20 protein-coding genes and 2 tRNA genes are annotated in these 22,643 nt (G+C 69.2%); 5 read left to right on the top strand and 17 right to left on the bottom strand.

Annotated features, from left to right (window positions below; genetic code table 11):
* Positions 1 to 33: 33 nt before the first annotated feature.
* Positions 34 to 744, bottom strand: a complete 711-nt coding sequence (locus ACFXOM_RS15200) for a class E sortase (RefSeq protein ID WP_384929619.1) — start codon at positions 742 to 744, stop codon at positions 34 to 36.
* A gap of 18 nt (positions 745 to 762) precedes the next feature.
* A complete protein-coding gene (locus ACFXOM_RS15195; RefSeq protein WP_384929622.1) occupies positions 763 to 1,530 on the bottom strand; it encodes a DUF881 domain-containing protein in 768 nt (255 codons plus the stop codon).
* 139 nt (positions 1,531 to 1,669) lie between these two features.
* Here ACFXOM_RS15195 and crgA point away from each other — a divergent pair, with 139 nt between their 5' ends.
* Complete coding sequence (crgA, locus tag ACFXOM_RS15190) at positions 1,670 to 1,924, top strand: cell division protein CrgA (RefSeq protein WP_384929625.1); 255 nt, start codon at positions 1,670 to 1,672, stop codon at positions 1,922 to 1,924.
* A 253-nt stretch (positions 1,925 to 2,177) separates the two neighbouring features.
* Here crgA and ACFXOM_RS15185 read toward each other — a convergent pair whose 3' ends face one another.
* Both ACFXOM_RS15185 and ACFXOM_RS15180 read right to left on the bottom strand, forming a co-directional pair.
* On the bottom strand, positions 2,178 to 3,080 hold the full coding sequence (locus ACFXOM_RS15185; protein WP_384929628.1) for a rhomboid family intramembrane serine protease: 903 nt from the start codon (positions 3,078 to 3,080) through the stop codon (positions 2,178 to 2,180).
* Positions 3,081 to 3,203: 123 nt separating this feature from the next.
* Positions 3,204 to 3,737 (bottom strand): peptidylprolyl isomerase, encoded by a 534-nt coding sequence (locus ACFXOM_RS15180; RefSeq protein ID WP_384929630.1) that lies wholly within the window; start codon positions 3,735 to 3,737, stop codon positions 3,204 to 3,206.
* Positions 3,738 to 3,943: 206 nt separating this feature from the next.
* Between ACFXOM_RS15180 and ACFXOM_RS15175 the strand changes: the two genes are divergently transcribed.
* On the top strand, positions 3,944 to 4,630 hold the full coding sequence (locus ACFXOM_RS15175; RefSeq protein WP_384943993.1) for a DUF5324 family protein: 687 nt from the start codon (positions 3,944 to 3,946) through the stop codon (positions 4,628 to 4,630).
* A gap of 53 nt (positions 4,631 to 4,683) precedes the next feature.
* On the opposite strand, the gene ACFXOM_RS15170 is transcribed toward ACFXOM_RS15175, so the two are convergent.
* Together ACFXOM_RS15170 and ACFXOM_RS15165 are read right to left on the bottom strand one after the other, a co-directional pair.
* Positions 4,684 to 5,139, bottom strand: coding sequence for a DUF6344 domain-containing protein (locus tag ACFXOM_RS15170; protein ID WP_385038101.1), 456 nt, complete (start codon positions 5,137 to 5,139; stop codon positions 4,684 to 4,686).
* A 605-nt stretch (positions 5,140 to 5,744) separates the two neighbouring features.
* A tRNA-Ala gene (locus tag ACFXOM_RS15165) sits at positions 5,745 to 5,817 on the bottom strand.
* Between the two features lie 141 nt (positions 5,818 to 5,958).
* Here ACFXOM_RS15165 and ACFXOM_RS15160 point away from each other — a divergent pair.
* Complete coding sequence (locus ACFXOM_RS15160; protein WP_384929637.1) at positions 5,959 to 6,504, top strand: helix-turn-helix domain-containing protein; 546 nt, start codon at positions 5,959 to 5,961, stop codon at positions 6,502 to 6,504.
* A gap of 85 nt (positions 6,505 to 6,589) precedes the next feature.
* Entirely contained in the window at positions 6,590 to 8,089 is a 1,500-nt protein-coding gene (locus ACFXOM_RS15155) for a serine/threonine protein kinase (protein WP_385038098.1), read from the top strand.
* Positions 8,090 to 8,097: 8 nt separating this feature from the next.
* Here ACFXOM_RS15155 and ACFXOM_RS15150 read toward each other — a convergent pair whose 3' ends face one another.
* The 3 genes from ACFXOM_RS15150 to ACFXOM_RS15140 all read right to left on the bottom strand — a co-directional run bounded on the left by ACFXOM_RS15150 (position 8,098) and on the right by ACFXOM_RS15140 (position 10,816).
* On the bottom strand, positions 8,098 to 9,411 hold the full coding sequence (locus tag ACFXOM_RS15150; protein WP_384943991.1) for a hypothetical protein: 1,314 nt from the start codon (positions 9,409 to 9,411) through the stop codon (positions 8,098 to 8,100).
* Positions 9,412 to 9,888: 477 nt separating this feature from the next.
* Complete coding sequence (locus ACFXOM_RS15145; RefSeq protein ID WP_003958712.1) at positions 9,889 to 10,023, bottom strand: DLW-39 family protein; 135 nt, start codon at positions 10,021 to 10,023, stop codon at positions 9,889 to 9,891.
* A 577-nt stretch (positions 10,024 to 10,600) separates the two neighbouring features.
* Positions 10,601 to 10,816, bottom strand: a complete 216-nt coding sequence (locus tag ACFXOM_RS15140) for a hypothetical protein (protein ID WP_384943989.1) — start codon at positions 10,814 to 10,816, stop codon at positions 10,601 to 10,603.
* A gap of 151 nt (positions 10,817 to 10,967) precedes the next feature.
* Between ACFXOM_RS15140 and ACFXOM_RS15135 the strand changes: the two genes are divergently transcribed.
* A complete protein-coding gene (locus ACFXOM_RS15135; RefSeq protein ID WP_385038096.1) occupies positions 10,968 to 11,675 on the top strand; it encodes a site-specific integrase in 708 nt (235 codons plus the stop codon).
* Between the two features lie 55 nt (positions 11,676 to 11,730).
* On the opposite strand, the gene ACFXOM_RS15130 is transcribed toward ACFXOM_RS15135, so the two are convergent.
* From ACFXOM_RS15130 to dnaN, 8 genes are all read right to left on the bottom strand, one after another.
* Positions 11,731 to 11,807: transfer RNA gene (locus ACFXOM_RS15130), tRNA-Ile, on the bottom strand.
* A gap of 83 nt (positions 11,808 to 11,890) precedes the next feature.
* Positions 11,891 to 12,451 (bottom strand): DUF3566 domain-containing protein, encoded by a 561-nt coding sequence (locus ACFXOM_RS15125; protein WP_384929646.1) that lies wholly within the window; start codon positions 12,449 to 12,451, stop codon positions 11,891 to 11,893.
* Positions 12,452 to 12,531: 80 nt separating this feature from the next.
* Positions 12,532 to 15,165, bottom strand: a complete 2,634-nt coding sequence (gene gyrA / locus ACFXOM_RS15120) for a DNA gyrase subunit A (protein WP_384929648.1) — start codon at positions 15,163 to 15,165, stop codon at positions 12,532 to 12,534.
* A gap of 41 nt (positions 15,166 to 15,206) precedes the next feature.
* Positions 15,207 to 17,276 (bottom strand): DNA topoisomerase (ATP-hydrolyzing) subunit B, encoded by a 2,070-nt coding sequence (gene gyrB / locus ACFXOM_RS15115; RefSeq protein WP_384929650.1) that lies wholly within the window; start codon positions 17,274 to 17,276, stop codon positions 15,207 to 15,209.
* Between the two features lie 621 nt (positions 17,277 to 17,897).
* Positions 17,898 to 18,431: a DUF721 domain-containing protein gene (locus tag ACFXOM_RS15110; protein WP_384929653.1), complete on the bottom strand. Its 534-nt coding sequence runs from the start codon at positions 18,429 to 18,431 to the stop codon at positions 17,898 to 17,900.
* Entirely contained in the window at positions 18,428 to 19,579 is a 1,152-nt protein-coding gene (recF, locus tag ACFXOM_RS15105; RefSeq protein ID WP_384929656.1) for a DNA replication/repair protein RecF, read from the bottom strand. The genes ACFXOM_RS15110 and recF overlap by 4 nt, the downstream gene beginning before the upstream one ends.
* 87 nt (positions 19,580 to 19,666) lie before the next feature.
* A complete protein-coding gene (gene gnd / locus ACFXOM_RS15100) occupies positions 19,667 to 20,542 on the bottom strand; it encodes a phosphogluconate dehydrogenase (NAD(+)-dependent, decarboxylating) (protein WP_384929659.1) in 876 nt (291 codons plus the stop codon).
* Between the two features lie 120 nt (positions 20,543 to 20,662).
* The gene (dnaN, locus tag ACFXOM_RS15095; RefSeq protein ID WP_384929709.1) at positions 20,663 to 21,793 is read right to left on the bottom strand and encodes a DNA polymerase III subunit beta; all 1,131 of its coding nucleotides are present in this window, start codon (positions 21,791 to 21,793) and stop codon (positions 20,663 to 20,665) included.
* Between the last annotated feature and the right edge of the window lie 850 nt (positions 21,794 to 22,643).

The following is a 22,643-nucleotide window of genomic DNA, read 5'->3' as shown; positions in this document are numbered from 1 at the left end:
GCACCAGACTAAAGGGCGCACGGGGCCCGTGGGTCAGCTGTGGAAAGCTTCCGGTTTGCCGTCGGTCACAGGCCGGGTGGCGTCCAGATGGGCCCAGACCACCAGCCGGTGGCTGCTCCCCCACTCCGGATCGCAGGTGGTGAGGGTCAGATAGCGGCCCGGACCGGCGAATCCGGACTTCCCCGGTACGGGGTCGATCACGCCGACGTCCTGGGGCACGGTGCGGTAGGGCTTGCTCCGGATGCGGTAGGTGAACCAGGTCGTCCCGTCGTTGAGGATCACCGCGTCCCCCGGCCGGAGGTCGGGGAAGTCCTTGAACGGGTCCCCGTACGTGCGGCGGTGGCCGGCCACGGAGAAGTTGCCGGTCGCCCCCAGGCGGGCCGTGGCGCTGTAGTGCCCGAGTCCCTTCCTCAGCGTTCCGGTACCCGTGCCCTCCAGCACGGGCCAGTCCCACTCGCTGCCGAAGCGCGGGACGTACATGACAGCGAAGGGCTTCCCGTCCTCGTAGGCCACCGGGGGCGGGACGGCGACCGGCGACACCGAGGGACCGGGCGACCTCGCGGGCGCCGGGGAGGGGAGCGGGATCCTGGCCCACTCCCGGTGGAGCCGCGCGATCTGCCCCTGTGTCTCACCTTCGGCCTGGAGGCCGGTCCAGAACAGCACGTAGGCCACGAACAACACGATCACACTGCCGGCGGTGATGCAGATCTCGCTGAACGTCCTGACGATCAGTCGCACCGACACCGGCCGGCCTCCCCGGGGCTACTGCACGGGCTTCGCGTAGTGGAGGTCCACTGTGCCCGAGTAGCCGGGGAGAGTCACCGCATCGCGCTCCTCGACCTTCCAGCCGAGTCCGTAGGCCTTCACGTACAGCTGGTAGTTCTGGATCGCGGGGGACGCGGACAGCGCCCGCTTGAGCTTGCCCGGGTCGCCGACGGCCGTGACCTTGTACGGCGGGGAGTAGACGCGGCCCTGGAGGATCAGCGTGTTCCCGACGCAGCGGACGGCGCTGGTGGAGATCAGCCGCTGGTCCATGACCTGGACGCCCTTGGCCCCGCCCTTCCAGAGCGCGTTGACCACGGCCTGCAGGTCCTGCTGGTGGATGACCAGGTCGTTGGCCTGGGGGCGCGGGTAGCCGGGGGCCGCCTGGGCGTTGGGAGGCGCATCATTGAGAGTGACGGAGACGGCTCGTCCGCCGAGCTTCTCCGTTCCCGCGGAGTCCTGGAGCGCCCTGAGCTTGTCGTCCTCGGCCTTGGTCGAGCCGTCGTCGCGGCGGGCGAGGGTGTCGACGTCCCTGCGGACGGCGGCCGTGGACTCGTCGAGCTCGGCGTTCTTGTTGCTGCGCTGCTGGATCAGGTCGGACAGCTTCAGCAGCGAGTCGTCGGTCCGGAGGTTGGTGCCCTTGGCCGTGTTGAAGCTGGTGACGAAGATCAATCCGGCGAGTGCGAAGACGGCAGCCGTCAGCAGCCGGACCGGCCGCCACGTGGTGCGACGGACCGGCCCACCGGGGGAGTCGGCGGAATTGCTCAACGTACCCTTACCCTTCAGGCGCCCTGGAAGCACTACGCTAACGGACGCCCGGGGGAGGCCTCGGTCCCCCTCGACCCGCCCCGGCGCCAGCCACAGTTTCCCTGCGCGGTCACGCAGCGCATCGACAGGAGAGTCCCTCGTGCCGAAGTCACGTATCCGCAAGAAGGCCGACTTCACGCCCCCGTCCACGAAGCAGGCGACCAACATAAAGCTGACGAACCGCAGCTGGGTCGCTCCCGTGATGCTGGCGCTGTTCCTGATCGGACTGGCGTGGATCGTCGTCTTCTACGTCACCGACGGCCGGCTGCCCATCCAGTCCTTCGGCAATTGGAACATCGTCGTCGGATTCGGCTTCATCGCCGGAGGCTTCGCGGTCTCCACCCAGTGGAAGTAGCGACTGTCAAGCTCTACCCAAAGGTTATCCACAGCGTCGTCCACAGATGAGGAAAAGGTCAGACGATCTGTGGATAACTCATCGGACGTTGACGCCGATGTGACTACTGAGACCATCCAGGCGGCGGTCGCGAACCCGTCCCGCCCCTTGCCCTTCCTGGGAAGAACCAGGTCAGGGCAAGGGGCGCGGTTGCTCTCCACGAGATGCACAAGATCCGCCACCCACTGTGGACAACTTTGGGGAAAGCTCACGCTCAGGTGAGCGCCAGGGTCCTCAGGACGACCGTGATCACCACGGCGGCGAGGACGAGCCCGCAGGTCCCGAACTGCACCAGCGCCCGGCGCTCCCGCGGCGCGTGGACCATGCCGAAGGCGATCACGGTGCCCGCGATCAGCCCACCGATGTGCGCCTCCCAGGAGATGCTGGCCCAGGGGTTGAAGGTGAAGAGCAGGTTCAGCACCAGGAGCACGATCACCGGGCGCAGATCGTAGTTGAGCCTGCGCATCAGCACGACCATGGCTCCCAGGAGGCCCCAGATGGCCCCGGAGGCTCCGAGGGTCTGCGTCTGCGGTTCGGCGAGGAGGTAGACGAACGCACTGCCCGCGAGCCCGGACAGCAGGTAGAGCGCCAGGTAGCGGACCCGGCCGAGGGCCGCCTCCAGCGGCCCGCCGAGCCACCACAACCCCAGCATGTTGAAGCCGATGTGCCAGACCTCCTGGTGCAGGAACATCGACGTGACCAGGCGGTACCACTGGCCGTCGGCGACCCCCACGGTCACCAGGTACGGCGGTGCGGGCCAGCCTCCGATCAGGATCAGCTCGATCAGCACCCGCCGCCCCCCGACGAGGACGGCGAGGAACACCGCGAGGTTCACACCGATGAGGACCTTGGTCACCAGATGCGGATCGCCGGCCGCGACAGAACCGCCCGCGATCGTACGGGGCCGACTCGCCGTCGCCGAGTGGCCCGTACCGGACCCCGTGCGCACGCACTCCGGACACTGGAAGCCGACCGACGCGCTGACCATGCAGTCAGGACAGATCGGCTTCTCGCACCGGGTGCACCTGATGCCCGTCTCCCGGTCCGGATGACGGTAGCAACCCGGCAGACCGTCCGCCGCGCGGGACTGGTCCGGGCTTCCTGATGCCTGATCCATGGGGATCCCCTCGTCTCCAACGCACTGCACCGCCCCGCCCGTCCTACGGACGAGCGGGGCGGAAAGGTTCCCGTACGGCCGTCGGACACGGGCCCGACGCCCGCATCCGCAATCCGCGCGGCATCAGCCCTCGCGGGTCTCCACCACGACCGACTCGATCACGACGTCGTTCAGCGGGCGGTCGGTGCGCGGGTTGGTCTGGCTCGTGGCGATGGCGTCCACGACCTTCTTGCTCGCCTCGTCGGCGACCTCGCCGAAGATGGTGTGCTTGCGGGTCAGCCAGGCGGTGGGGGCCACCGTGATGAAGAACTGGGAGCCGTTGGTGCCCGGGCCGGCGTTGGCCATGGCCAACAGGTACGGCTTGTCGAAGGCCAGCTCGGGGTGGAATTCGTCGGCGAACTCGTAGCCCGGGCCACCCGTGCCGTTGCCCAGGGGGTCACCGCCCTGGATCATGAAGCCGCTGATCACCCGGTGGAAGACCGTGCCGTCGTACAGCTTGTCCGCCGACTTCTTTCCGGTCGCCGGGTGCGTCCACTCGCGCTGCCCCGTGGCGAGGTCGACGAAGTTCTTGACCGTCTTCGGCGCGTGGTTCGGCAGGAGCCGGATGTCGATGTCGCCGTGATTGGTCTTCAGGGTGGCGTGAAGCTGCTCGGCCACGGTGTGCCTTCCGTAAGTCTTCTCTGACGTCTCACGATCCTCGCACGGAAGAGGTGCAGACGGAGAAAATGACCCGGATGCCCGTCCCGCATGCCGACCCCGCCCGCAGCGGGCATGATTTCGGAAAGGACGGAAAGTCGAACTGTGCCTTACCTGGGCCGACAACTCCCAGACCCCGCGAACGCCACCGATGAGGAGGATCCCCCGTGACCCGCATGGACAGCGTGCGCGCCGCGACCGGTTCGGCGAAGGAAAACGTGCAGCACGCCGCGGAAGTGGTGGCGCCGTACGCCTGCGCGGCCAAGGACCACGCCGCGATCTACGCACACGAAGCCCGTGTGCGCCTCGCCCCCAAGGTTTCCCGGGCCGCGCACCAGGCCCGTCACCAAGCTCGTGTCCAGTACGACGCCTACGTCGCACCGCACGTGCCGCCCAAGGTCGACGACGCTGCTCACCGGGCCGCCGTCGTGACCCGGAACGCCGCTCGTCAGGCGACGGACTACACGGTGCCGAAGATCGAGCACGCGGTCGCCGCGGCCCAGCCCGTACGGGAGGAGGCCGTGGCCCGATCTGCTGCCGCCCTGGCCGCGCTGCGCGGTCAGGTGACGGCGAAGGACATCAGGAAAGCGGTCAAGAGGCACGAGCGTCGTGCCAGGGCCGGACGTGCCGCCAAGGGCGTTGCCGTCCTCGGAGTAGTGGCCCTCGGGCTGTTCGCCGTGTGGAAGTGGTGGGACAAGCAGGCCAACCCGGACTGGCTGGTCGAGCCTCCCGCTCCCACCGAAGTCTCCGACGACTCAGTGTCGTCGGTCGACGGAAGTGGCCAGTCTGCGCTGGACCCGGAGGTTGAGGCGAAGCAGGCGGAAGCCGACACGGACCGCGAGGACCGACGCTGACCGTACGCCGCGCCCGGGGTGTCGGGCACCGGGAGACACCGCGTCCCGGCTGCTCATGCCGCGGCGAGCGCGGCATCGGCGGGTGCGGCGCCGGTGCGGGCACCCGCGGTGCGGGCGGCCCCGGCTTCCGCGGCCCTCGCGAAGAGCGAGAAGTCCTGGACCTCGGAGTCGGCCAGCACGGGCAGATGACGGACCGACGGCGATGCCCCGTGCGCCTCGGCACCGATGCGTTGCTTGATCGTCGGGGGCAGCGACCGGTCACGCGGTCCCCTGGCGCGGACCGACTGGTGCCGGTGCCCGGCGCACCCCACCGAATGCCCCGCGGGTCCCGTTCGCGCCCGCCCCTGCACGGGCAGCAGGGCGGGGAGCACCGGTGAGGCGGACTCCGGCTGCTGGGGAGCCGGCCGGGACGCGGCCTTGGCGGAGTCCACGAACCCCAGGGAAGCGAGCAGGGACACGAGCAGGCTGATGAAGGCGGTCCACAAAGACGTGACCTTGACGGCGGCCATAACCCCTCACTTTCGGGTTGGGCGTTTTACATACCTTCCTCATGATGTGTACGCATCTTGGGAATCGTGGGACCTTCGGCACGGGTCGACAGATCTTCGGATGAACACCACCCGTCCGGCGTAGCTGCGCATGCGCGCAGCTACGGGTGCGCGATATAGAGGCCCCCTGCGGACCCGACTGCTGCGGATACGGTCCGCGGCCGACCCGAAGTGGCCCCGAAACCCCCGCCACCTGCGACGTCAACGGGAGAGGACCGGACGAAGCCGTCACCGGGACGGCCGGCCCGCCGTGTTCCTGCAAGCCGGCGGAGGGGATTGCGCCGACCGGGAATCGACCCGTGCGCGACGGGCACGTCGCTCAAGGCGCCGAGGTCCATGACGAGCACTGGCGGACCGGACCATGGGACTGGAGGGAGGGGCGCGACCTTCCCTCCGACGCCCCTCCGCGCCGCAGGCACCAGGAGGCCCCGCGGGGGATGCGAGGTCCAGCAAACCGCATGGGCCCGAGGCGTCCGCCACGTCCGGTGGGCACCGATGTGCCCACCGATGGGCAAGAAAACGCCCCCTGAAACCGCTTCTACGCAGCTCAGGGGGCATTTACCGAGTGGAGCCTAGGGGAGTCGAACCCCTGACATCTGCCATGCAAAGACAGCGCTCTACCAACTGAGCTAAGGCCCCGGAACGGAGACCAGAGTACCCGGTCACCCCCCGGATCTCGCAAAAGGATTGGGACTCCCGGTATTCGACCACGCTCCGTAAGATGCTCGTCGGGTTCGCGGCAGCGAAGCCACGCCAGGGGAAGCGATGGGGAGACGCACTATGGATGCAGTACAGGACGCCACCGCCAGAGCCAGGGAGCTCCAGCGCAGCTGGTACGGGGAGCCGTTGGGGGCGCTCTTCCGTCGCCTCATCGACGATCTGGGACTCAATCAGGCACGGCTCGCAGCAGTGCTCGGGCTCTCCGCCCCGATGCTCTCGCAGCTGATGAGCGGGCAGCGGGCCAAGATCGGCAATCCGGCGGTCGTCCAGCGCGTCCAGGCCCTCCAGGAGCTGGCCGGACAGGTCGCCGACGGCAGTGTCAGCGCCGCCGAGGCCACGGGCCGCATGGACGAGATCAAGAAGTCGCAGGGCGGATCGGTGCTCACCGGTACCGGCCAGACCACGACGAGCTCGGGTGCCCCCACGGTGCGCCGGGTGGTCCGGGAGATCCAGTCGCTGCTGCGGTCGGTCGCGGCGGCCGGGGACATCATCGACGCGGCCAACTCCCTCGCCCCGACGCATCCGGAACTGGCAGAGTTCCTCCGGGTGTACGGGGCGGGGCGTACCGCCGAGGCGGTCGCCCACTACGAGTCGCACCAGAGCTGACGGAGCGGCGGGCGGCAGCGGGGCGGGGCGGGTCACCGGTCGGGGCAGCACGCACGAACAGGGAACTGGGAGCGGGCGCAGCGCAATGGGTGAGGTCTTCGCCGGTCGGTACGAACTCGTCGACCCGATCGGCCGCGGGGGTATCGGCGCGGTGTGGCGTGCCTGGGACCACCGGCGGCGGCGTTACGTCGCCGCCAAGGTCCTGCAGCAGAGCGATGCGCACTCCCTGCTGCGCTTCGTCCGCGAGCAGGCGCTCCGCATCGACCACCCGCACGTCCTCGCCCCGGCCAGCTGGGCCGCGGACGACGCCAAGGTGCTGTTCACCATGGACCTGGTGGGTGGGGGGTCACTGGCCCACCTGATAGGGGACTACGGCCCGCTGCCGCCGCATTTCGTCTGCACCCTGCTCGACCAGTTACTGGCCGGCCTCGCCGCGGTGCACGCGGAGGAGGTGGTGCACCGCGACATCAAGCCGGCCAACATCCTCCTGGAGGCCACCGGAACGGGACGGCCTCATCTGCGGCTGTCCGACTTCGGCATCGCGATGCGCAAGGGGGAGCCCCGGCTGACGGAGACCAACTTCGTCGTGGGGACGCCGGGTTACTTCGCCCCGGAGCAGATGCTGGGCGCGGAGCCGGACTTCCCCGCCGACCTCTTCGCCGTCGGGCTGGTCTCGCTCTATCTTTTGCAGGGCTGCAAGCCCGACGCCAAGGCGTTGGTGGACCACTTCGTGCAGCACGGCACCCCCGGTGCGCCGCAGGGCATCTCCGAGCCGCTGTGGCAGGTGCTGGCGGGTCTGCTGCAGCCCGATCCGCAGGCCCGTTTCCGCACGGCCACGGGGGCGCGCAAGGCGCTCGCCGCTGCCGTCGAGCTGCTGCCCGAGACCGGTGACGAGGACGAACCGGTCGAGGTCTTCGATCAACTCGGCCCGCTCCCCGAAGGGTTCGGCCCCGACGGTCCCGGGGCCCCGCGCCCCGTGGACCGTGCGCCCGACCCGGACGGGGGCCCGCACGCGGGCGAAGGATCGGCCACAACCACAGGCTCGGGCGCGGGCCACCGCACGAGCGGTCCCGACGTCCGGGGCGCCGACGGCCCACCGCCGCCTGACGGACGGAACGCTCAGGTCCCGGGCCCCGGAACGCCCGACCGACCGACCGGGCCACCGGCCTGGCAGGGGCAGTCGTGGTCCGCTCCCGATCCTTCCGGGACGGGTTCCTTCGATCCCGCTGCGCCGGTGCAGCAGCCCCCCGCACCACCCCGTCCGGCCGTTCCTCCCGCGCACCCCGGCACACCGCCGGCCACCCACCCCGCGCCACGGGCGCCCACTCAGGCGACCTTCGTACAGCGCGCGCTGCTTCAGGACCCGTTCCAGGCTCCCACGACGGCGGTTCCGTACGGGCAGGCGCTGACGCGCCAGTACACCGCTCAGGGCGCCCCACTGTCCGTCCAGGCGCCCACGGCCGGCCTCCCCACGACGTCCGCGGCCCCCACACGACCGGGACCGCCCGCGAAGGTGGCGATCCCGGTGCTGCTCGTGGCGCTCATCTGCTTCGCGGTGGGCATCTGGGCGTTCACCCAGGCCTGACCCGGCGCTCACCCGCCGCCCGGAGGTCCGTAGGGCGTCCGCGACGGTGGAGGGAGGGACGCGCCGTGCGACGCGTACGAGGCCGTCCGCGCGGCCTGCCGCCGTGCGGCCAGGGTCCAGGCCGCCAGCCCGAGTACCAGCACCGTCCCGGCGCCGAAGGCGGCCGTACCGACGACCTTCATCGTGCCGCTCCTCCCCGTCTTGCCTTCCGCGACGGCTCCGGAGGAGCCCCCCGTCCGCCCGGTGCTTCCCGTCCCGGCCTGCGCCGCGCCCTCCACGTTGACGCTCAGGGCCACCCCGAAGGGTCCGCCGAACTTCTCACCGAGCTCGGGGTTCAGTGTGACGGCGAGGTAGTAAGTGCCTTCCAAGCGCATGCCGTTGACCATGGGGTTGCTGGCGAAGCGGTTCTCGTACAGCGCCTTGGGAAGGGGGCGCAGGGCGGCCTCCTTCTGGCCTCCGCTGTACGCCGTCGATGCGTCGGTGACGAATCCCCGCACCGGGTTGTACAGCCGCATCGTCACTGCGGTACCGACGAAACCCTTTCCGTTCGCGCTGCCGATGGCGGCACGGGCGAAGACCTGCTGCCCCCAGCTCACGGGAACCCGGTAGAAGTACGTGCGGCCGGCCTCCATCTTGCTGGTCCATTCACCCTCCGAGATGTTCGGGGCGTCGTTGAAGCCCGTGCCCCCGCTGACTTCCCTCGGGCTCCCGGCGGGGAGCCCGGGAGACTGCGACGGCCACGCGTCGGGTGCCTCGGTGGGTCCGCCATCGAGCGCGGGCTCGGTCGTGTGACGGATCTCCAGCGCCCAGTCCCCCGGCGTGGAGGTCGCCGCGCCCGTCCGCTCCACCAGGATGTTGTAGGCCCCGGCCGCCCGGCAGTTCGTGCCCCGCTTGCCGACGGTGCGGTACGCGTACGCGGCGAGGGGACGGGCGGCCCCGGCCGCACCCGCGCGGTCACTGGAGATGCTGCAGGTGCTGCCCCTGCCGTCCTGGAGCGTGACCTTGATGCCGTCGCTGGGGGACTGCCGCGTCCCGGATGCCGGAGCCGGGGGAACGGCCACCACGGACACGTAGGCGTTCCTCACCGCGTCCAGATCGACGCGGTAGTTGAGCTTCCCCTCGAGCCGGATGGACGACACGTAGGTCGTCCCCTCCTCCAGTGCCGGGGCGTCCGCCGTGCTCTCGGCTCCGTCGATCGGGCGGGCACCGCTGTCGAAGGCGTACGGGTACGCGTCGACGGCCCGTGCCTGGCCCGGCGGCGCCAGTGCCCACACCGCCGCCGCTACGGCCAGCGTCACCCGGCCCCTGTCGCCCTGCCTCATGTCCGCGCCTCCCCCTGTCTCCGCGCCGCTCGCCCGCCCGTACGCAGTGACCTCGGTCCCGCGGCCGGGGACGGCCGTCTCCCCTGCCGTCGCGGCGGCCGCAGTGCCGGTCCATCCTGCCCCGCCCCGACGGTCGTTGTCTGCGCGCGTGGCTGAATCCAGGCCTCTGGACGGGGAGTTCGCAAGCAGGGTCCGTCGTGCGGCGGCCTCGGTCTTCATCGGCGGCCGTGGGCGTGGAGAAGCCGTCCAGGGCGGGCGTCGTGCGGGGCACGCGGGGGAGGTGGTGCCGCGCCGAGAAGGTGGTGCCGTCCCGCCGTCCCGACCGCCGTCTCGAATTCACCAGTGCAAGTACTTCATTTACTTAAGTGAAGCACTGATGTCATGCTCCTGTCATTCGCGCGCCCGCGGCCCCCCGAACAGCATCGAGCCCCGGCCGCGCTCGGCGGCAAGGGCTCGATGGCTCGGACTCGTCGGGGCTCACACACCCGAACCTGCGGGCACGGAGTCGGTCGCCTCCGTCCACAGATCCTGCTCGGCGCGATCCGCCTGGATCTGGCGGTACACGAGGAGCCCGCCGATGGCGGCCAGTGCGACCAGGAGAAGCTTCTTCACCGCGCGACCTCGTCTTTCCTTGACGTAGGGGACTTCTGGCGCCCGACTATACACACCAATCGATACCGATCGGTGACCTGGATCCGCCCCGGGCAGCACCCCCGAAGGCGCCAACTCCAGCTCCCACCAGCAGAAACAGGCCCGAACACAGGTGCTTCGGCTACGCGCCCGGTCCCCACCTGCACCATGATCACACCGTCGCCACCCCGGGGCACGCCTCCCCCCGCACGACGGGCCGGCGGAGGCACGGACCGATCTCCGCGCCGAGCACGGTATGCCGACCCGGCCGTTCGTCGGAGATGATGCCCGTCCGCTGCAACGGCTACGACGAAGCGGACCGCACATGCCACAGGCCCCCGGTCGTGATCCACCGGGGGCCTGCAAACTGGTGGGGCTAACAGGATTTGAACCTGTGGCCTCATCCTTATCAGGTCGGTCGGCGGGCACCCTGCACTCTGGTTGATCCCCATCCGCGCCGCGCCTACGTGCCGTGTGAGTCCGGCTGGATTCGTGGACGATCGGCCGTGTTGGTGTCAGCCGTTGATGTCATCGGAAGAAGCGGTCTTGACAGAACGCACTACACACCGAACGCGGCGGCTCCGAGCACTCCGGCGCCAGCGAGCATGAAGATGCCACCGATCACTCGGCAGGTAGTCACGCTGGCTGGCCAAGATCGATAGGCATAGGACATCGCCTGGAACCGCTCGGCCAGCCCGCAGACGTTGGCCACTACTACGCCTCCGCCAACCAGGGCGCAGGTCCCCCACATCAGCTCGAACGCTTGACTGGTCACGCGGCGAGGATAGCCGCGGGTCGGCGTAGCGGCTTTGGGCGGGAGCTGCCATGGGGCGAGAGATCGGGGCCCGTACGCTGGCCGCGAATCGGGCTGGCTCCTCGCCTGCTTCGAGGTACTTCGCATCCTCCGCAACGCGCTCAACCGGGCTATGCGCGAGGAGCTGCTGACGCGCAACGTCGCCCTTCTCGTGGACATGCCCAAGGTAAGCAAGGACAAGGTCAAGCCATGGAACGCGCGGGAAGCCATCACCTTCCTGCGGTCGGCTCGGGCTCACCGCTTCTACGCGGCCGGCGTCCTGGTGCTCGTCCTCGGACTGCGACGGAGTGAGGTTCTCGGCCTTCGCTGGCAGGACATCGACTTCGAGAACCGCCAGTTCACGCCAGTCAAGCAGGTGCAGAGGGAGAAGGGCGTGGGCCTGGCCCTCAAGGACCTCAAGACGGAGTCCTCGCAGGCTGTGCTGCCGCTGCCAGAGTTCTGCGCTCGGGCCTTGGAGGAGCGTCGGGAGCTGCAAGAGCTTGAGCGGAAGATCATGGGCGCAGACTGGGCCCAGGAGGCGGACCATGACGTGATCTTCTCGTCCGAGCGTGGTGGCCTGACCGATCCTGTGGGCTTCTCCCGGACATTCGACCGGTTGGTCTCTCGGGCCGGTGTCCGACGGATCACGGTTCGCCTCGCCCGGCACACCTGCGGCACTCTGCTCGCGTTTCTGAATGTGCATCCCAAGGTCGCGCAGGCGATCCTCCGGCACAGTCAGATCAGCATGACCATGGACGTCTACACCCACGTCGTCGGCAACGGTGAGCGTGAAGCTGTGTCCATGCTCGCCGAACTGCTGGAGGACCCACTGATCGGCTGATGTCAGCCGTAGATGTCAAAGGCCCCCAACCATGATCCGTTGGGGGCCTTCGTGCTGGTGGGGCTAACAGGATTTGAACCTGTGGCCTCATCCTTATCAGGGATGCGCTCTAACCAACTGAGCTATAGCCCCTCCGCGCTGCGCGCTGACCCCTGAAGATTAGCGCACGTGGGGGGCAGTCCCAAAATCGGTTCCCCGCCCCCCGGCACCACCGCCTACTCGTCCTCGGCGAGCGTCAGCTCGACCCCGCCCACGAACCCGGCGGAGAGGTTGTAGATGAAGGCACCCAGCGTCGCGAGCGCCGTGGCGAGCACCACATCGATGACGGCGATCACCGAGGTGAAGATCAGGACCCTCGGCAGCGAGAGGAACGACTGCAGATCGAAGCCGTTGCTCTCGTTCGAGCCGGTCGCCTCGCTGATGGTCCCGCCGACGGTGGAGAAGACGCCCATGGCGTCCATCACCATCCACAGCACGGCGGCGGCCACGACGGTGCAGATCCCCAGCGCGATGGAGAGCAGGAAGCTGACCTTCATCACCGACCACGGGTCGGCCTTGGCCACCCGCAACCGCGCCTTGCGGGTGCGCGGCTGCGTGGTCGCTCCCGTGCGCGGATGGCGTACGCCAGCACCCCCCGCAGCATGGTCGCCGCCCTGCGTCCCCTCAGGAGGTGAGGAGTACGCCTGGGGCGGGTGATACGGCTGCGTTCCCTGCTGCACCGGCTGCTCCCCGCCGTAGGTCTCGTACGGGGGCTTGGCCCCCCGGGTGTCGGTCACCGTACTCCCCGAGTCCGCGGCAGAGCCACGGTCGCCGTTCGCCCCAGCAGCCGGTCCGGCGCCCGTGGCTCCACTCACACTTACTCCTCGTGCTCCCCGGCCGAGGACTCCGTGCCCTCGGCGGTCTCAGCTGCCCCGGCGGGCTCGGTCGCCCCTGCGCCGGCGTCCGCGGCACCGTCTCCGGCGCCCTCGGTCCCGTCGACCTCCTCGGCCTCGCGACCAGCCTCGGCGTTGCGGGCGATACCGACCACGGCATCACGCTTGCCCAAGTTGATCAGCTGGACGCCCATGGTGTCACGGCCGGTCTCCCTGACTTCGTTGACTCGCGTTCGAATCACACCGCCAGACAGCGTGATGGCGAGGATCTCGTCGGTCTCCTCGACCACCAGCGCACCGACGAGCGAACCGCGGTCCTCCACGATCTTGGCGGCCTTGATCCCCAGGCCGCCGCGCCCCTGGACGCGGTACTCGTCGACCGCGGTCCGCTTCGCGTACCCGCCGTCGGTGGCAGTGAACACGAAAGTACCGGGCCGCACCACATTCATCGAGAGCAGTTCGTCGCCCTCGCGGAAACTCATTCCCTTGACCCCGGAGGTCGCGCGACCCATGGGGCGCAGGGCCTCGTCCGTGGCGGTGAACCGGATCGACTGCGCCTTCTTGCTGATGAGCAGCAGGTCGTCCTCGGCCGAGACCAGCTCGGCACCGATCAGCTCGTCGTCCCTGCCGTCCTCCGTCTCCCGGAGGTTGATCGCGATGACGCCGCCGGAGCGCGGGGAGTCGTAGTCCTTCAGGGGGGTCTTCTTCACCAGACCGGCCTTGGTCGCGAGGACCAGGTACGGGACGGCCTCGTAGTCGCGGATCGCCAGGATCTCGGCGATCTGCTCGTCCGGCTGGAACGCCAGCAGGTTGGCGACGTGCTGGCCGCGGGCGTCCCGGCCGGCGTCGGGCAGCTCGTAGGCCTTCGCCCGGTAGACCCGGCCCTTGTTGGTGAAGAACAGCAGCCAGTGGTGCGTGGTGGACACGAAGAAGTGGTCGACGATGTCGTCTTCCTTGAGCTTCGTGCCCCGTACGCCCTTCCCGCCGCGCTTCTGCGAGCGGTAGTCGTCCGTCTTCGTGCGCTTCACGTAGCCGCCGCGCGTAATCGTGACGACGATGTCCTCCTCGGCGATCAGGTCCTCGATGGACATGTCACCGTCGAAGGGGACCAGCTTGGAACGCCGGTCGTCGCCGAACTTCTCGACGATGACGGCCAGCTCCTCGCTGACGATTCCGCGCTGCTTCTCGGGAGAGGCGAGGATCGCGTTGTACTCGTTGATCTTCGCCTGCAGCTCGTCGTGCTCCTGCACGATCTTCTGCCGTTCCAGTGCGGCCAGCCGACGCAGCTGCATCTCGAGGATCGCGTTCGCCTGGATCTCGTCGATCTCCAGCAGGCCCATCAGGCCCTCACGCGCGATCTCGACGGTCTGGCTGCGCCGGATCAGCGCGATGACCTCGTCGATCGCGTCGAGCGCCTTGAGCAGGCCGCGCAGGATGTGCGCCCGCTCCTCGGCCTTGCGCAGCCGGAACTTCGTCCTGCGGACGATGACCTCGATCTGGTGCGTCACCCAGTGGCGGATGAAGGCGTCCAACGACAACGTGCGCGGCACGCCGTCGACGAGCGCCAGCATGTTGGCGCCGAAATTCGTCTGCAGATCGGTGTGCTTGTAGAGGTTGTTCAGGACGACCTTGGCGACGGCGTCCCGCTTCAACACGATCACCAGGCGCTGACCGGTCCGGGAGGAGGTCTCGTCGCGGACGTCGGCGATGCCGCCGATCTTGCCGTCCTTCACCAGGTCGGCGATCTTCTGCGCGAGGTTGTCCGGGTTGACCTGGTAGGGGAGCTCCGTGACCACCAGGCACTGGCGGTTCTGGATCTCCTCGACCTCGACGACGGCACGCATGGTGATCGAGCCGCGGCCCGTCCGGTACGCCTCTTCGATGCCCTTGCGGCCCACGACCAGCGCACCGGTCGGGAAGTCCGGGCCCTTGATCCGCTCGACCAGCGCGTCGAGGAGCTCCTCATGGCTGGCGTCCGGGTGCTCCAGCGCCCACTGGGCACCCGCCGCGACCTCGCGCAGATTGTGCGGCGGGATGTTGGTGGCCATACCGACCGCGATACCGGCGCTGCCGTTGACCAGCAGGTTCGGGAAGCGCGCGGGCAGGACCGTCGGCTCCTGGTTGCGGCCGTCGTAGTTGTCCTGGAAGTCGACGGTCTCTTCGTCGATGTCCCGGAGCATCTCCATGGACAGCGGCATCATCTTGCACTCGGTGTACCGCATGGCGGCAGCCGGGTCATTGCCCGGCGAACCGAAGTTGCCGTTGGAGTCGACGAGCGGCATGCGCATCGACCACGGCTGGGCGAGACGCACGAGCGCGTCGTAGATCGACGAGTCGCCGTGCGGGTGGTACGTGCCCATCACGTCGCCGACCACGCGGGCGCACTTGTAGAAGCCCTTCTCGGGCCGGTAGCCGCCGTCGTACATCGCGTACAGCACTCGGCGGTGGACGGGCTTCAGTCCGTCCCGCACGTCCGGCAGCGCACGCGAGACGATGACGGACATCGCGTAGTCGAGGTAGGAGCGCTGCATCTCCGTCTCGAGCCCGACGGGCTCGATCCGCAGCTGCGGATCTCCCTCTTCGGTGTCGGTGGTGGCAGGAGTGTTCTCGTCGGCCATTGCTGGTCTTCAGTCCTTTCGAGCGGTCAGCTGAGACCGACTCAGATGTCGAGGAAGCGGACGTCCTTGGCGTTGCGCTGGATGAAGGAGCGCCGTGCCTCGACGTCCTCGCCCATCAGCACCGAGAACAGGTCGTCCGCCTGCGCGGCGTCGTCCAGGGTGACCTGGCCGAGGACGCGGTGCTCGACGTCCATCGTGGTGACGCGCAGTTCCTCGGCGTTCATCTCGCCGAGACCCTTGAAGCGCTGGATCGAGTCTTCCCTGATCCGCTTGCCCTGCTGCTTGCCGAGCTCGACGAGGGCGTCGCGCTCGCGGTCCGAGTACGCGTACTCGAAGTCGTCGCGCCCCCACTTGATCTTGTAGAGCGGTGGGCGGGACAGGAACACGTGCCCGGCCTCGACCAGCGGCCGCATGAAGCGGAAGAGGAAGGTCAGCAGCAGGGTGTTGATGTGCTGGCCGTCGACGTCGGCGTCCGCCATCAAGATGATCTTGTGGTACCGGAGCTTCTCGATGTCGAAGTCCTCGTGGATACCGGTGCCGAAGGCCGAGATGAGCGCCTGGACCTCGGTGTTCTGCAGGATCTTGTCGACGCGTGCCTTCTCGACGTTCAGGATCTTGCCCCGGATCGGCAGGATCGCCTGGTACATCGGGTTGCGGCCGGATTTGGCGGAGCCACCTGCGGAGTCACCCTCGACGATGAAGATCTCGCACTTGGTGGGGTCGTTCGACTGGCAGTCGGACAACTTGCCGGGCAGCGAAGCGCTCTCCAGCAGGCCCTTGCGACGGGTGAGGTCACGGGCCTTGCGGGCGGCGACACGGGCCGTGGCGGCCTGGATGCCCTTGCGGACGATGTCCGCGGCCTCGTTGGGGTTGCGGTCGAACCAGTCGGTGAGGTGCTCGTTGACGACCTTCTGGACGAAGGTCTTCGCCTCGGTGTTGCCCAGCTTGGTCTTGGTCTGGCCCTCGAACTGGGGCTCGCCCAGCTTGACCGAGATGATCGCGGTCAGGCCCTCGCGGATGTCCTCGCCCGTGAGGTTGTCGTCCTTCTCGCGCAGCAGCTTCCTGTCGCGCGCGTAACGGTTGACGAGACCCGTCAGCGCTGCGCGGAAGCCCTCCTCGTGAGTGCCGCCCTCATGGGTGTGGATCGTGTTCGCGAAGGAGTACACGCCCTCGCTGTACTGCGAGTTCCACTGCATCGCGACCTCGATGGAGAGCATCCTCTCCTTGTCCTCGGCGTTGATGTCGATGACCGTGGGGTGGATCAGGTCGCCCTTGCGCGAGTTCAGGTACTTCACGAAGTCGACGATGCCGCCCTCGTAGTGGTACTTGACCGTGCGGGCCTGGGGCTCAGCGGCCGCCTCGGCGTCCGGGTCGTCCGCGCCGACGGTCGCCTTCGCGGACTCGCGCTCGTCCGTCAGCGTCAGGGTGAGGCCCTTGTTGAGGAAGGCCATCTCCTGGAAGCGGCGCGACAGCGTCTCGAAGGAGTACTCGGTCGTCTCGAAGATGTCCGGGTCGGCCCAGAACGTGACCGTGGTTCCGGAGTCCTCGACGTCCTCGTGCTTCGCGAGCGGCGCGGTGGGCACGCCCTGCTTGTAGTCCTGCGTCCAGCGGTAGCCGTCGCGCTTGATGTCGACCGACACCTTCGTCGACAGGGCGTTGACCACGGAGACGCCGACGCCGTGCAGACCGCCGGACACGGCGTAGCCGCCACCGCCGAACTTGCCACCCGCGTGCAGCACGGTGAGCACGACCTCGACGGCCGGCTTCTTCTCCACCGGGTGGATGTCCACGGGGATGCCCCGACCGTTGTCGACGACGCGTACGCCGCCGTCGGCGAGGATCGTGACGTCGATCGTGTCCGCGTGGCCGGCGAGGGCCTCGTCGACCGAGTTGTCGACGACCTCGTAGACAAGGTGGTGGAGTCCACGCTCACCGGTCGAGCCGATGTACATGCCGGGCCGCTTGCGGACCGCGTCCAAACCCTCGAGGACGGTGATCGCGCTGGCGTCGTACGACGAGGAGGCCTCGCCGCTTCCGTCGGCAGCAGTGGACGGAATGTTCTCGTTGGGGTTGCCGGAATCGGCCACGAAGCGCCCTTTCTGGCACAGCACACACCGTTCTCCGGGCAAGCGGGAGCGGCTGCGTCGTTCGGCATCTAATCGACGTGTCCCGCCGGAGGGCGGGATTGTCCACCAGTCTACCGGTACCGCCGACACTCATGGGGGTTTGCCGGTACCTGAGTACGCATGTGCCGCCCTGAACGGGCGCCGATCGACTCCCCATATCCGGGAAGGGGCTCCAGGAGGCTCACACGGGCGTTGAGCGCTTCGGCCTGTCAACCCGCGGCTACGGTGAGGGACACCCCACGAACCCCGCCCGTTCCACACGGCCCAGAAGGCGTTCCGGTGACGGCGGGAGCGCTCGTGACGGGCGGGCGCGCAGCCGCCGCTGAAGCTCGTGCCGGCCTTCCGCAGCAGGTCACTCGGGACCGGCGCGGGGCTTGCGGCGACCGACCGCCGCCGGGCGAGGGCCGCCCCGTCACCGGCGTCGTCCCGGGCACTCGCCCCCGCGGGAGCGACGAGTCGTCCTGCCGTGCACCCTGCCGCGCCGTCCTACCGCTCGAGGGCGGTTGGCCGGGGACATCCCGAGCACCGCTCCGCCGCACCCGCCGACGCCGGGCGCCCCGTGCCCGAGTCATACGTGACCCCCCGGGGGACGACCGCCCCGGGACGTCAGCCGTAGGTGTCTCCCGGGCCCGTGCTGCCCGGGGCCCGAAGGGGTCCGTAGCGGCGCTGCGGGCCGCCCGGCCCCAGCACCTTGATCAAACGGACCGTGCCCTGCCCGAGGTCCTCGTTGAGGCGGGCCACCAGCCGCGGCGCCAGCAGCCGCAGCTGCGTCGCCCACGCCGTCGAGTCGCACTGCACCGTGAGCACCCGCTGGTCCGGGTCCTCGTCGTACCGCAGCGGAACGCAGTGCTTGGCCAGGTCCTCGCCGACGATCTGTGGCCAGCGGCCCATCACCCCGCCCACCGCCGCGGGCGTCTCCCAGCCGCGTTCGGTGATCAGGCGGTTGATCGCCGCGCCGAGCGGCAGCGGGTCCCGTCCGTCGGCGCGCGCCCCGGACCGCAGTCCACCGCCCCTCCTGGCCTGCCGTTTCTCCTGTGCTGCTGCGCCCCGCGCGCGGGCCTGCTCCTTGGCCGCTCGGAGTGCGACCCGGGCCAGATCCACGCCCGACGGCTCGGGCGCCCTGAGGGACTCGTCGCTCATGCGCGCTCCACCGCTCCGTCGGCGACCGTGTAACGCGCCCCGGCGAGCACCCCAGGGACGTCGTCGTCCACCGCCGCCGTGACCAGGACCTGCTCGCCGGGTGCCACCAGGTCCGCGAGCCGCTCGCGCCTCCGGGCGTCGAGCTCGGCGAACACGTCGTCGAGCACCAGCACCGGCTCGTTCCCCTCCGCCCGCAGCAGGTCGTACGAGGCGAGCCGCAGCGCCAGGGCATAGCTCCAGGACTCGCCGTGGCTCGCGTACCCCTTCGCCGGCAATTCGCCCAGCTTCAGCAACAGCTCGTCGCGGTGCGGGCCGACGAGCGTCACCCCGCGCTCGATCTCCTGCTTGCGCGCCTCCGCGAGCGCGGCGAGCAGCTGCTCGTACAGCTCCTCACGGGTGTGCCCGTCGCCTGGTGCCGAGGCCCGGTACTCCAGCGCGACCGGCCCGCCACCCGGCGCAAGCTGCTCGTACGCCTTGTCGGCGAGCGGCTGCAAGGTGGCGACCAGGTCCAGCCTCCGGGCCAACAGCTCCGCCCCTGCCCGGGCCAGGTGCTGGTCCCAGACGTCGAGCGTGGACAGATCCGCGCCCCCGGGCCGCGGCGCGGACGGACCGTCGGCACGCCCGCCGTGCCGTCGCGCCATCGCCGCCGACTTCAGCAGGGTGTTGCGCTGCTTGAGTACGCGGTCGTAGTCGGAGCGCACCCCCGCCATCCGCGGGGATCGTGCGGTGATCAGCTCGTCCAGGAAACGGCGGCGTTCTCCCGGATCGCCCTTCACCAGCGCGAGGTCTTCCGGGGCGAAGAGCACCGTCCGGAGGATCCCCAGCACGTCCCGCGGTCTGACCTGCGAGGACCGGTTGATCCTGGCGCGGTTCGCCCGGCCGGGGTTCAACTCCAGCTCGACCAGCTGGGAACGTTCGCCCTGGGTGACGGCCGCCCGGATGACGGCCCGGTCCGCTCCCACGCGGACCAGCGGGGCGTCGGACGCGACCCGGTGGCTGGAGAGCGTGGCGAGATAGCCGACGGCCTCCACGAGGTTGGTCTTGCCCTGCCCGTTCGCCCCGACGAAGGCGGTGACGCCCGGGTCGAGCGGAACCTCGACCCGGGCGTACGAGCGGAAGTCGGCCAGCGACAGGTGCGTAACGTGCATGGTGGACGCCGACCTCCCCCGGCCTACCGCTCTCTCCTGCTGCCTCGCGGGCCGTCCGACGCGACGCGTCCGACGGCCTGTGGACGGCTACTTGCTCTCGACCGCGTGCCCGCCGAACTGGTTGCGCAGGGCGGCGATCATCTTCATCTGCGGGGAATCGTCCTGCCGGGACGCGAACCGCGCGAACAGCGAAGCGGTGATGGCCGGCAGCGGCACCGCGTGGTCGATGGCGGCTTCCACGGTCCACCGGCCCTCGCCGGAGTCCTGTGCGTAGCCGCGCAGTTTCTCGAGGTGCTCGTCCTCTTCGAGCGCGTTGACCGCCAGGTCGAGCAGCCAGGACCGGATGACCGTGCCCTCCTGCCAGGAACGGAAGACCTCGCGGACATCGGTGACCGACTCGACCTTCTCCAGCAACTCCCAGCCCTCGGCGTAGGCCTGCATCATTGCGTACTCGATGCCGTTGTGGACCATCTTCGCGAAGTGGCCGGCACCGACCTTGCCCGCGTGCACCGCGCCGTGCTCGCCCTCGGGCTTCAGCGCGTCGAAGACGGGCTGCACCTTGGCGACGTGCTCGGCATCGCCGCCGTACATCAGGGCGTAGCCGTTCTCCAAACCCCAGACACCGCCCGACACACCGCAGTCGACGAAGCCGATGCCCTTGGCTGCCAGCTCCTCGGCGTGCTTCTCGTCATCGGTCCAGCGGGAGTTGCCGCCGTCCACGACGACGTCGCCGGGGGAGAGCAGCTCGCCGAGATCGTCGATGGTGGACTGCGTCGCGGCACCGGCCGGGACCATCACCCACACGACGCGCGGACCCTTGAGCTTGTCCACAAGCTCCTGGAGGCTGGGGACGTCAGCGAGGTCCTGGTTGCGGTCGTAACCGATGACGGTGTGGCCTGCGCGGCGGATGCGCTCGCGCATGTTCCCGCCCATCTTGCCGAGGCCGACGAGACCGAGCTCCATCAGACAGATTCCTTAAGGTGTGGTGTTTCGTACCCGCGTCCGAGCCTACGCCGGGGCGCGGGTACACACCTGTGGGGTCCGGCGCTCAGACGTGGGGCGCCGAACCCGCTCTTCCGCAGGTCAGCCGCTCAGGCGCACCGGCATGATCAGGTACTTGTACGCCTCGTCGGCCTCCGCGTCCACGGCCGGCTTGCCGCTGAGGAGCGCCGGCTTGGTGGAGGTGGTGAAGGACAGCTGGGCCACGGGGGAATCGATCGCGCTCAGACCGTCCAACAGGAAGGTCGGGTTGAACGCGATGGAGATGTCGTCGCCTTCCAGCTGCGCGTCCACGCGCTCCACAGCCTGTGCGTCGTCGCTGGAACCCGCCTCCAGGATCAGCACGCCCTGCTCGAAGCTGAGCCGCACTGGGGTGTTCCGCTCGGCGACGAGCGCCACGCGCTTGACCGCCTCCACGAACGGGGCCGTCTCGATCACGGCGACCGAGTTGAACTCGGTGGGGAACAGCGTGCGGTACTTCGGGAGGTCGCCCTCGAGCAGCCGGGTGGTGGTGCGACGTCCGGCGCCCTCGAAACCGATCAGGCCCTCGCCGGCACCGGAGCCGGAGAGCGCCAGCGTGACCGTGTCACCGCTGGTCAGCGCCTTGGCGGTGTCGAGCAGGGTCTTGGCGGGCACCAGGGCGACTGCGGAGGCGTCCGGGGACTCCGGCTTCCACAGGAATTCGCGGACCGCGAAGCGGTAGCGGTCGGTGGAGGCCAGCGTGACCGTGTCGCCCTCGATCTCGATGCGGACGCCGGTGAGGACGGGCAGCGTGTCGTCGCGGCCCGCCGCGATGGCGACCTGGGCGGCGGCGGAGGCGAAGACCTCGCCCGGGACCGTGCCGGTGGCGGTCGGCATCTGCGGCAGCGCCGGGTACTCCTCCACCGGCAGGGTGTGGAGGGTGAACCGGGAGGAGCCGCAGACCACGGTCGCCCGCACACCGTCTGTGGAAATCTCCACCGGGCGGTTGGGCAGGGCGCGGCAGATGTCGGCGAGGAGGCGGCCGGAGACGAGGACCGTCCCGTCCTCCTCGACCTCGGCCTCGACGGAGACCCGCGCCGAGACCTCGTAGTCGAAGCTGGAGAAGCTGAGCGCGCCGTCCTCCGCCTTCAGAAGAAGGCCCGCGAGAACGGGCGCCGGCGGACGTGCCGGGAGGCTCCGGGCCACCCACGCCACCGCCTCCGCGAGTACATCGCGCTCCACCCGGATCTTCACCGGAACCGCCTCCTGCTGTTGCTCGCTCGCCCTGCTGGCCTTCGTCGGCACGGTCTCCCCGCCGACGGCAGGGCTGATGCCGGAGACCAGTCTGACGCACGGCACCGACACTCGGTGCGGCTCGGGGTCAAGTCGGGGCGGCGGGCGGTCGAAGCTCCGGCGCCGAGTTGTGCACAGGCCCCTCTTCGAAGCGCATTCCCCGGTAACTCTAGGTGGGAGTAGTAGTAGGGCCTGTGGAAACCGTGGATAACGTCGTCCATGCAGGTCAGGCACCATATTTTGTCCACCGGCCCTGTGGGCGCCGGTCGTGGAAAACCCGGGCCTCCTGTGGACACCGGAAAGTTCTGCACACCCGATACACAGGCAACGGGGACTTCTCCCCAGCGCTGTCCCCAGTTTTACCCACGTTCCCCACAGCCCAACCGTGGACTCAGGTGTGACGGCTTTCACTCGGTCCAGTGAGGTCGGGCGTTTCGTTGCCGAACAGTGGACAGGGCTGTGGAGAAGCTGTGGGCAACTGGCCTCTGCCTGTGGGTCGCATGGGGACAACCTTGATCGCGGCCTGTGGGTACATGGTTTGTCCACAGCCTGTGGAAAGTAATTGGCCACAATTCCACAACCTGTTGACCTGGGGAGATCATCTCCCGCTTCGGACTCCTGTGGACCCAATCTGGACAACTCGCCGATCCCCAGGCTGTGGAAGGAAGATTCTTCCCCGTTCTGTGGAGAACGGCTCTCGAGGGCAGGTATTCGAACAGGTCACCATCGGCATGCGGCGCGGCGGTGTCGGTGCGATCTCCCGACAACGGCCGGGAAAGCGCGGAGGGCGCCCGGGGAATCCGTCCCCGGG

The sequence above is a fragment of the Streptomyces sp. NPDC059169 genome (assembly GCF_042755225.1).
GTDB lineage: Bacteria > Actinomycetota > Actinomycetes > Streptomycetales > Streptomycetaceae > Streptomyces.
This window is presented reverse-complemented; position numbering and strand designations above follow the sequence as displayed.

Coding starts and splice junctions, on each gene's coding strand:
- ACFXOM_RS15185 (WP_384929628.1), bottom strand. CDS start 3,080: ATGGATCAGGCATCAGGAAGCCCGGACCAGTCCCGCGCGGCGGACGGT.
- ACFXOM_RS15170 (WP_385038101.1), bottom strand. CDS start 5,139: ATGGCCGCCGTCAAGGTCACGTCTTTGTGGACCGCCTTCATCAGCCTG.
- ACFXOM_RS15160 (WP_384929637.1), top strand. CDS start 5,959: ATGGATGCAGTACAGGACGCCACCGCCAGAGCCAGGGAGCTCCAGCGC.
- ACFXOM_RS15155 (WP_385038098.1), top strand. CDS start 6,590: ATGGGTGAGGTCTTCGCCGGTCGGTACGAACTCGTCGACCCGATCGGC.
- ACFXOM_RS15150 (WP_384943991.1), bottom strand. CDS start 9,411: ATGAGGCAGGGCGACAGGGGCCGGGTGACGCTGGCCGTAGCGGCGGCG.
- ACFXOM_RS15135 (WP_385038096.1), top strand. CDS start 10,968: ATGCGCGAGGAGCTGCTGACGCGCAACGTCGCCCTTCTCGTGGACATG.
- gyrA (WP_384929648.1), bottom strand. CDS start 15,165: ATGGCCGACGAGAACACTCCTGCCACCACCGACACCGAAGAGGGAGAT.
- ACFXOM_RS15110 (WP_384929653.1), bottom strand. CDS start 18,431: ATGAGCGACGAGTCCCTCAGGGCGCCCGAGCCGTCGGGCGTGGATCTG.
- recF (WP_384929656.1), bottom strand. CDS start 19,579: ATGCACGTTACGCACCTGTCGCTGGCCGACTTCCGCTCGTACGCCCGG.
- gnd (WP_384929659.1), bottom strand. CDS start 20,542: ATGGAGCTCGGTCTCGTCGGCCTCGGCAAGATGGGCGGGAACATGCGC.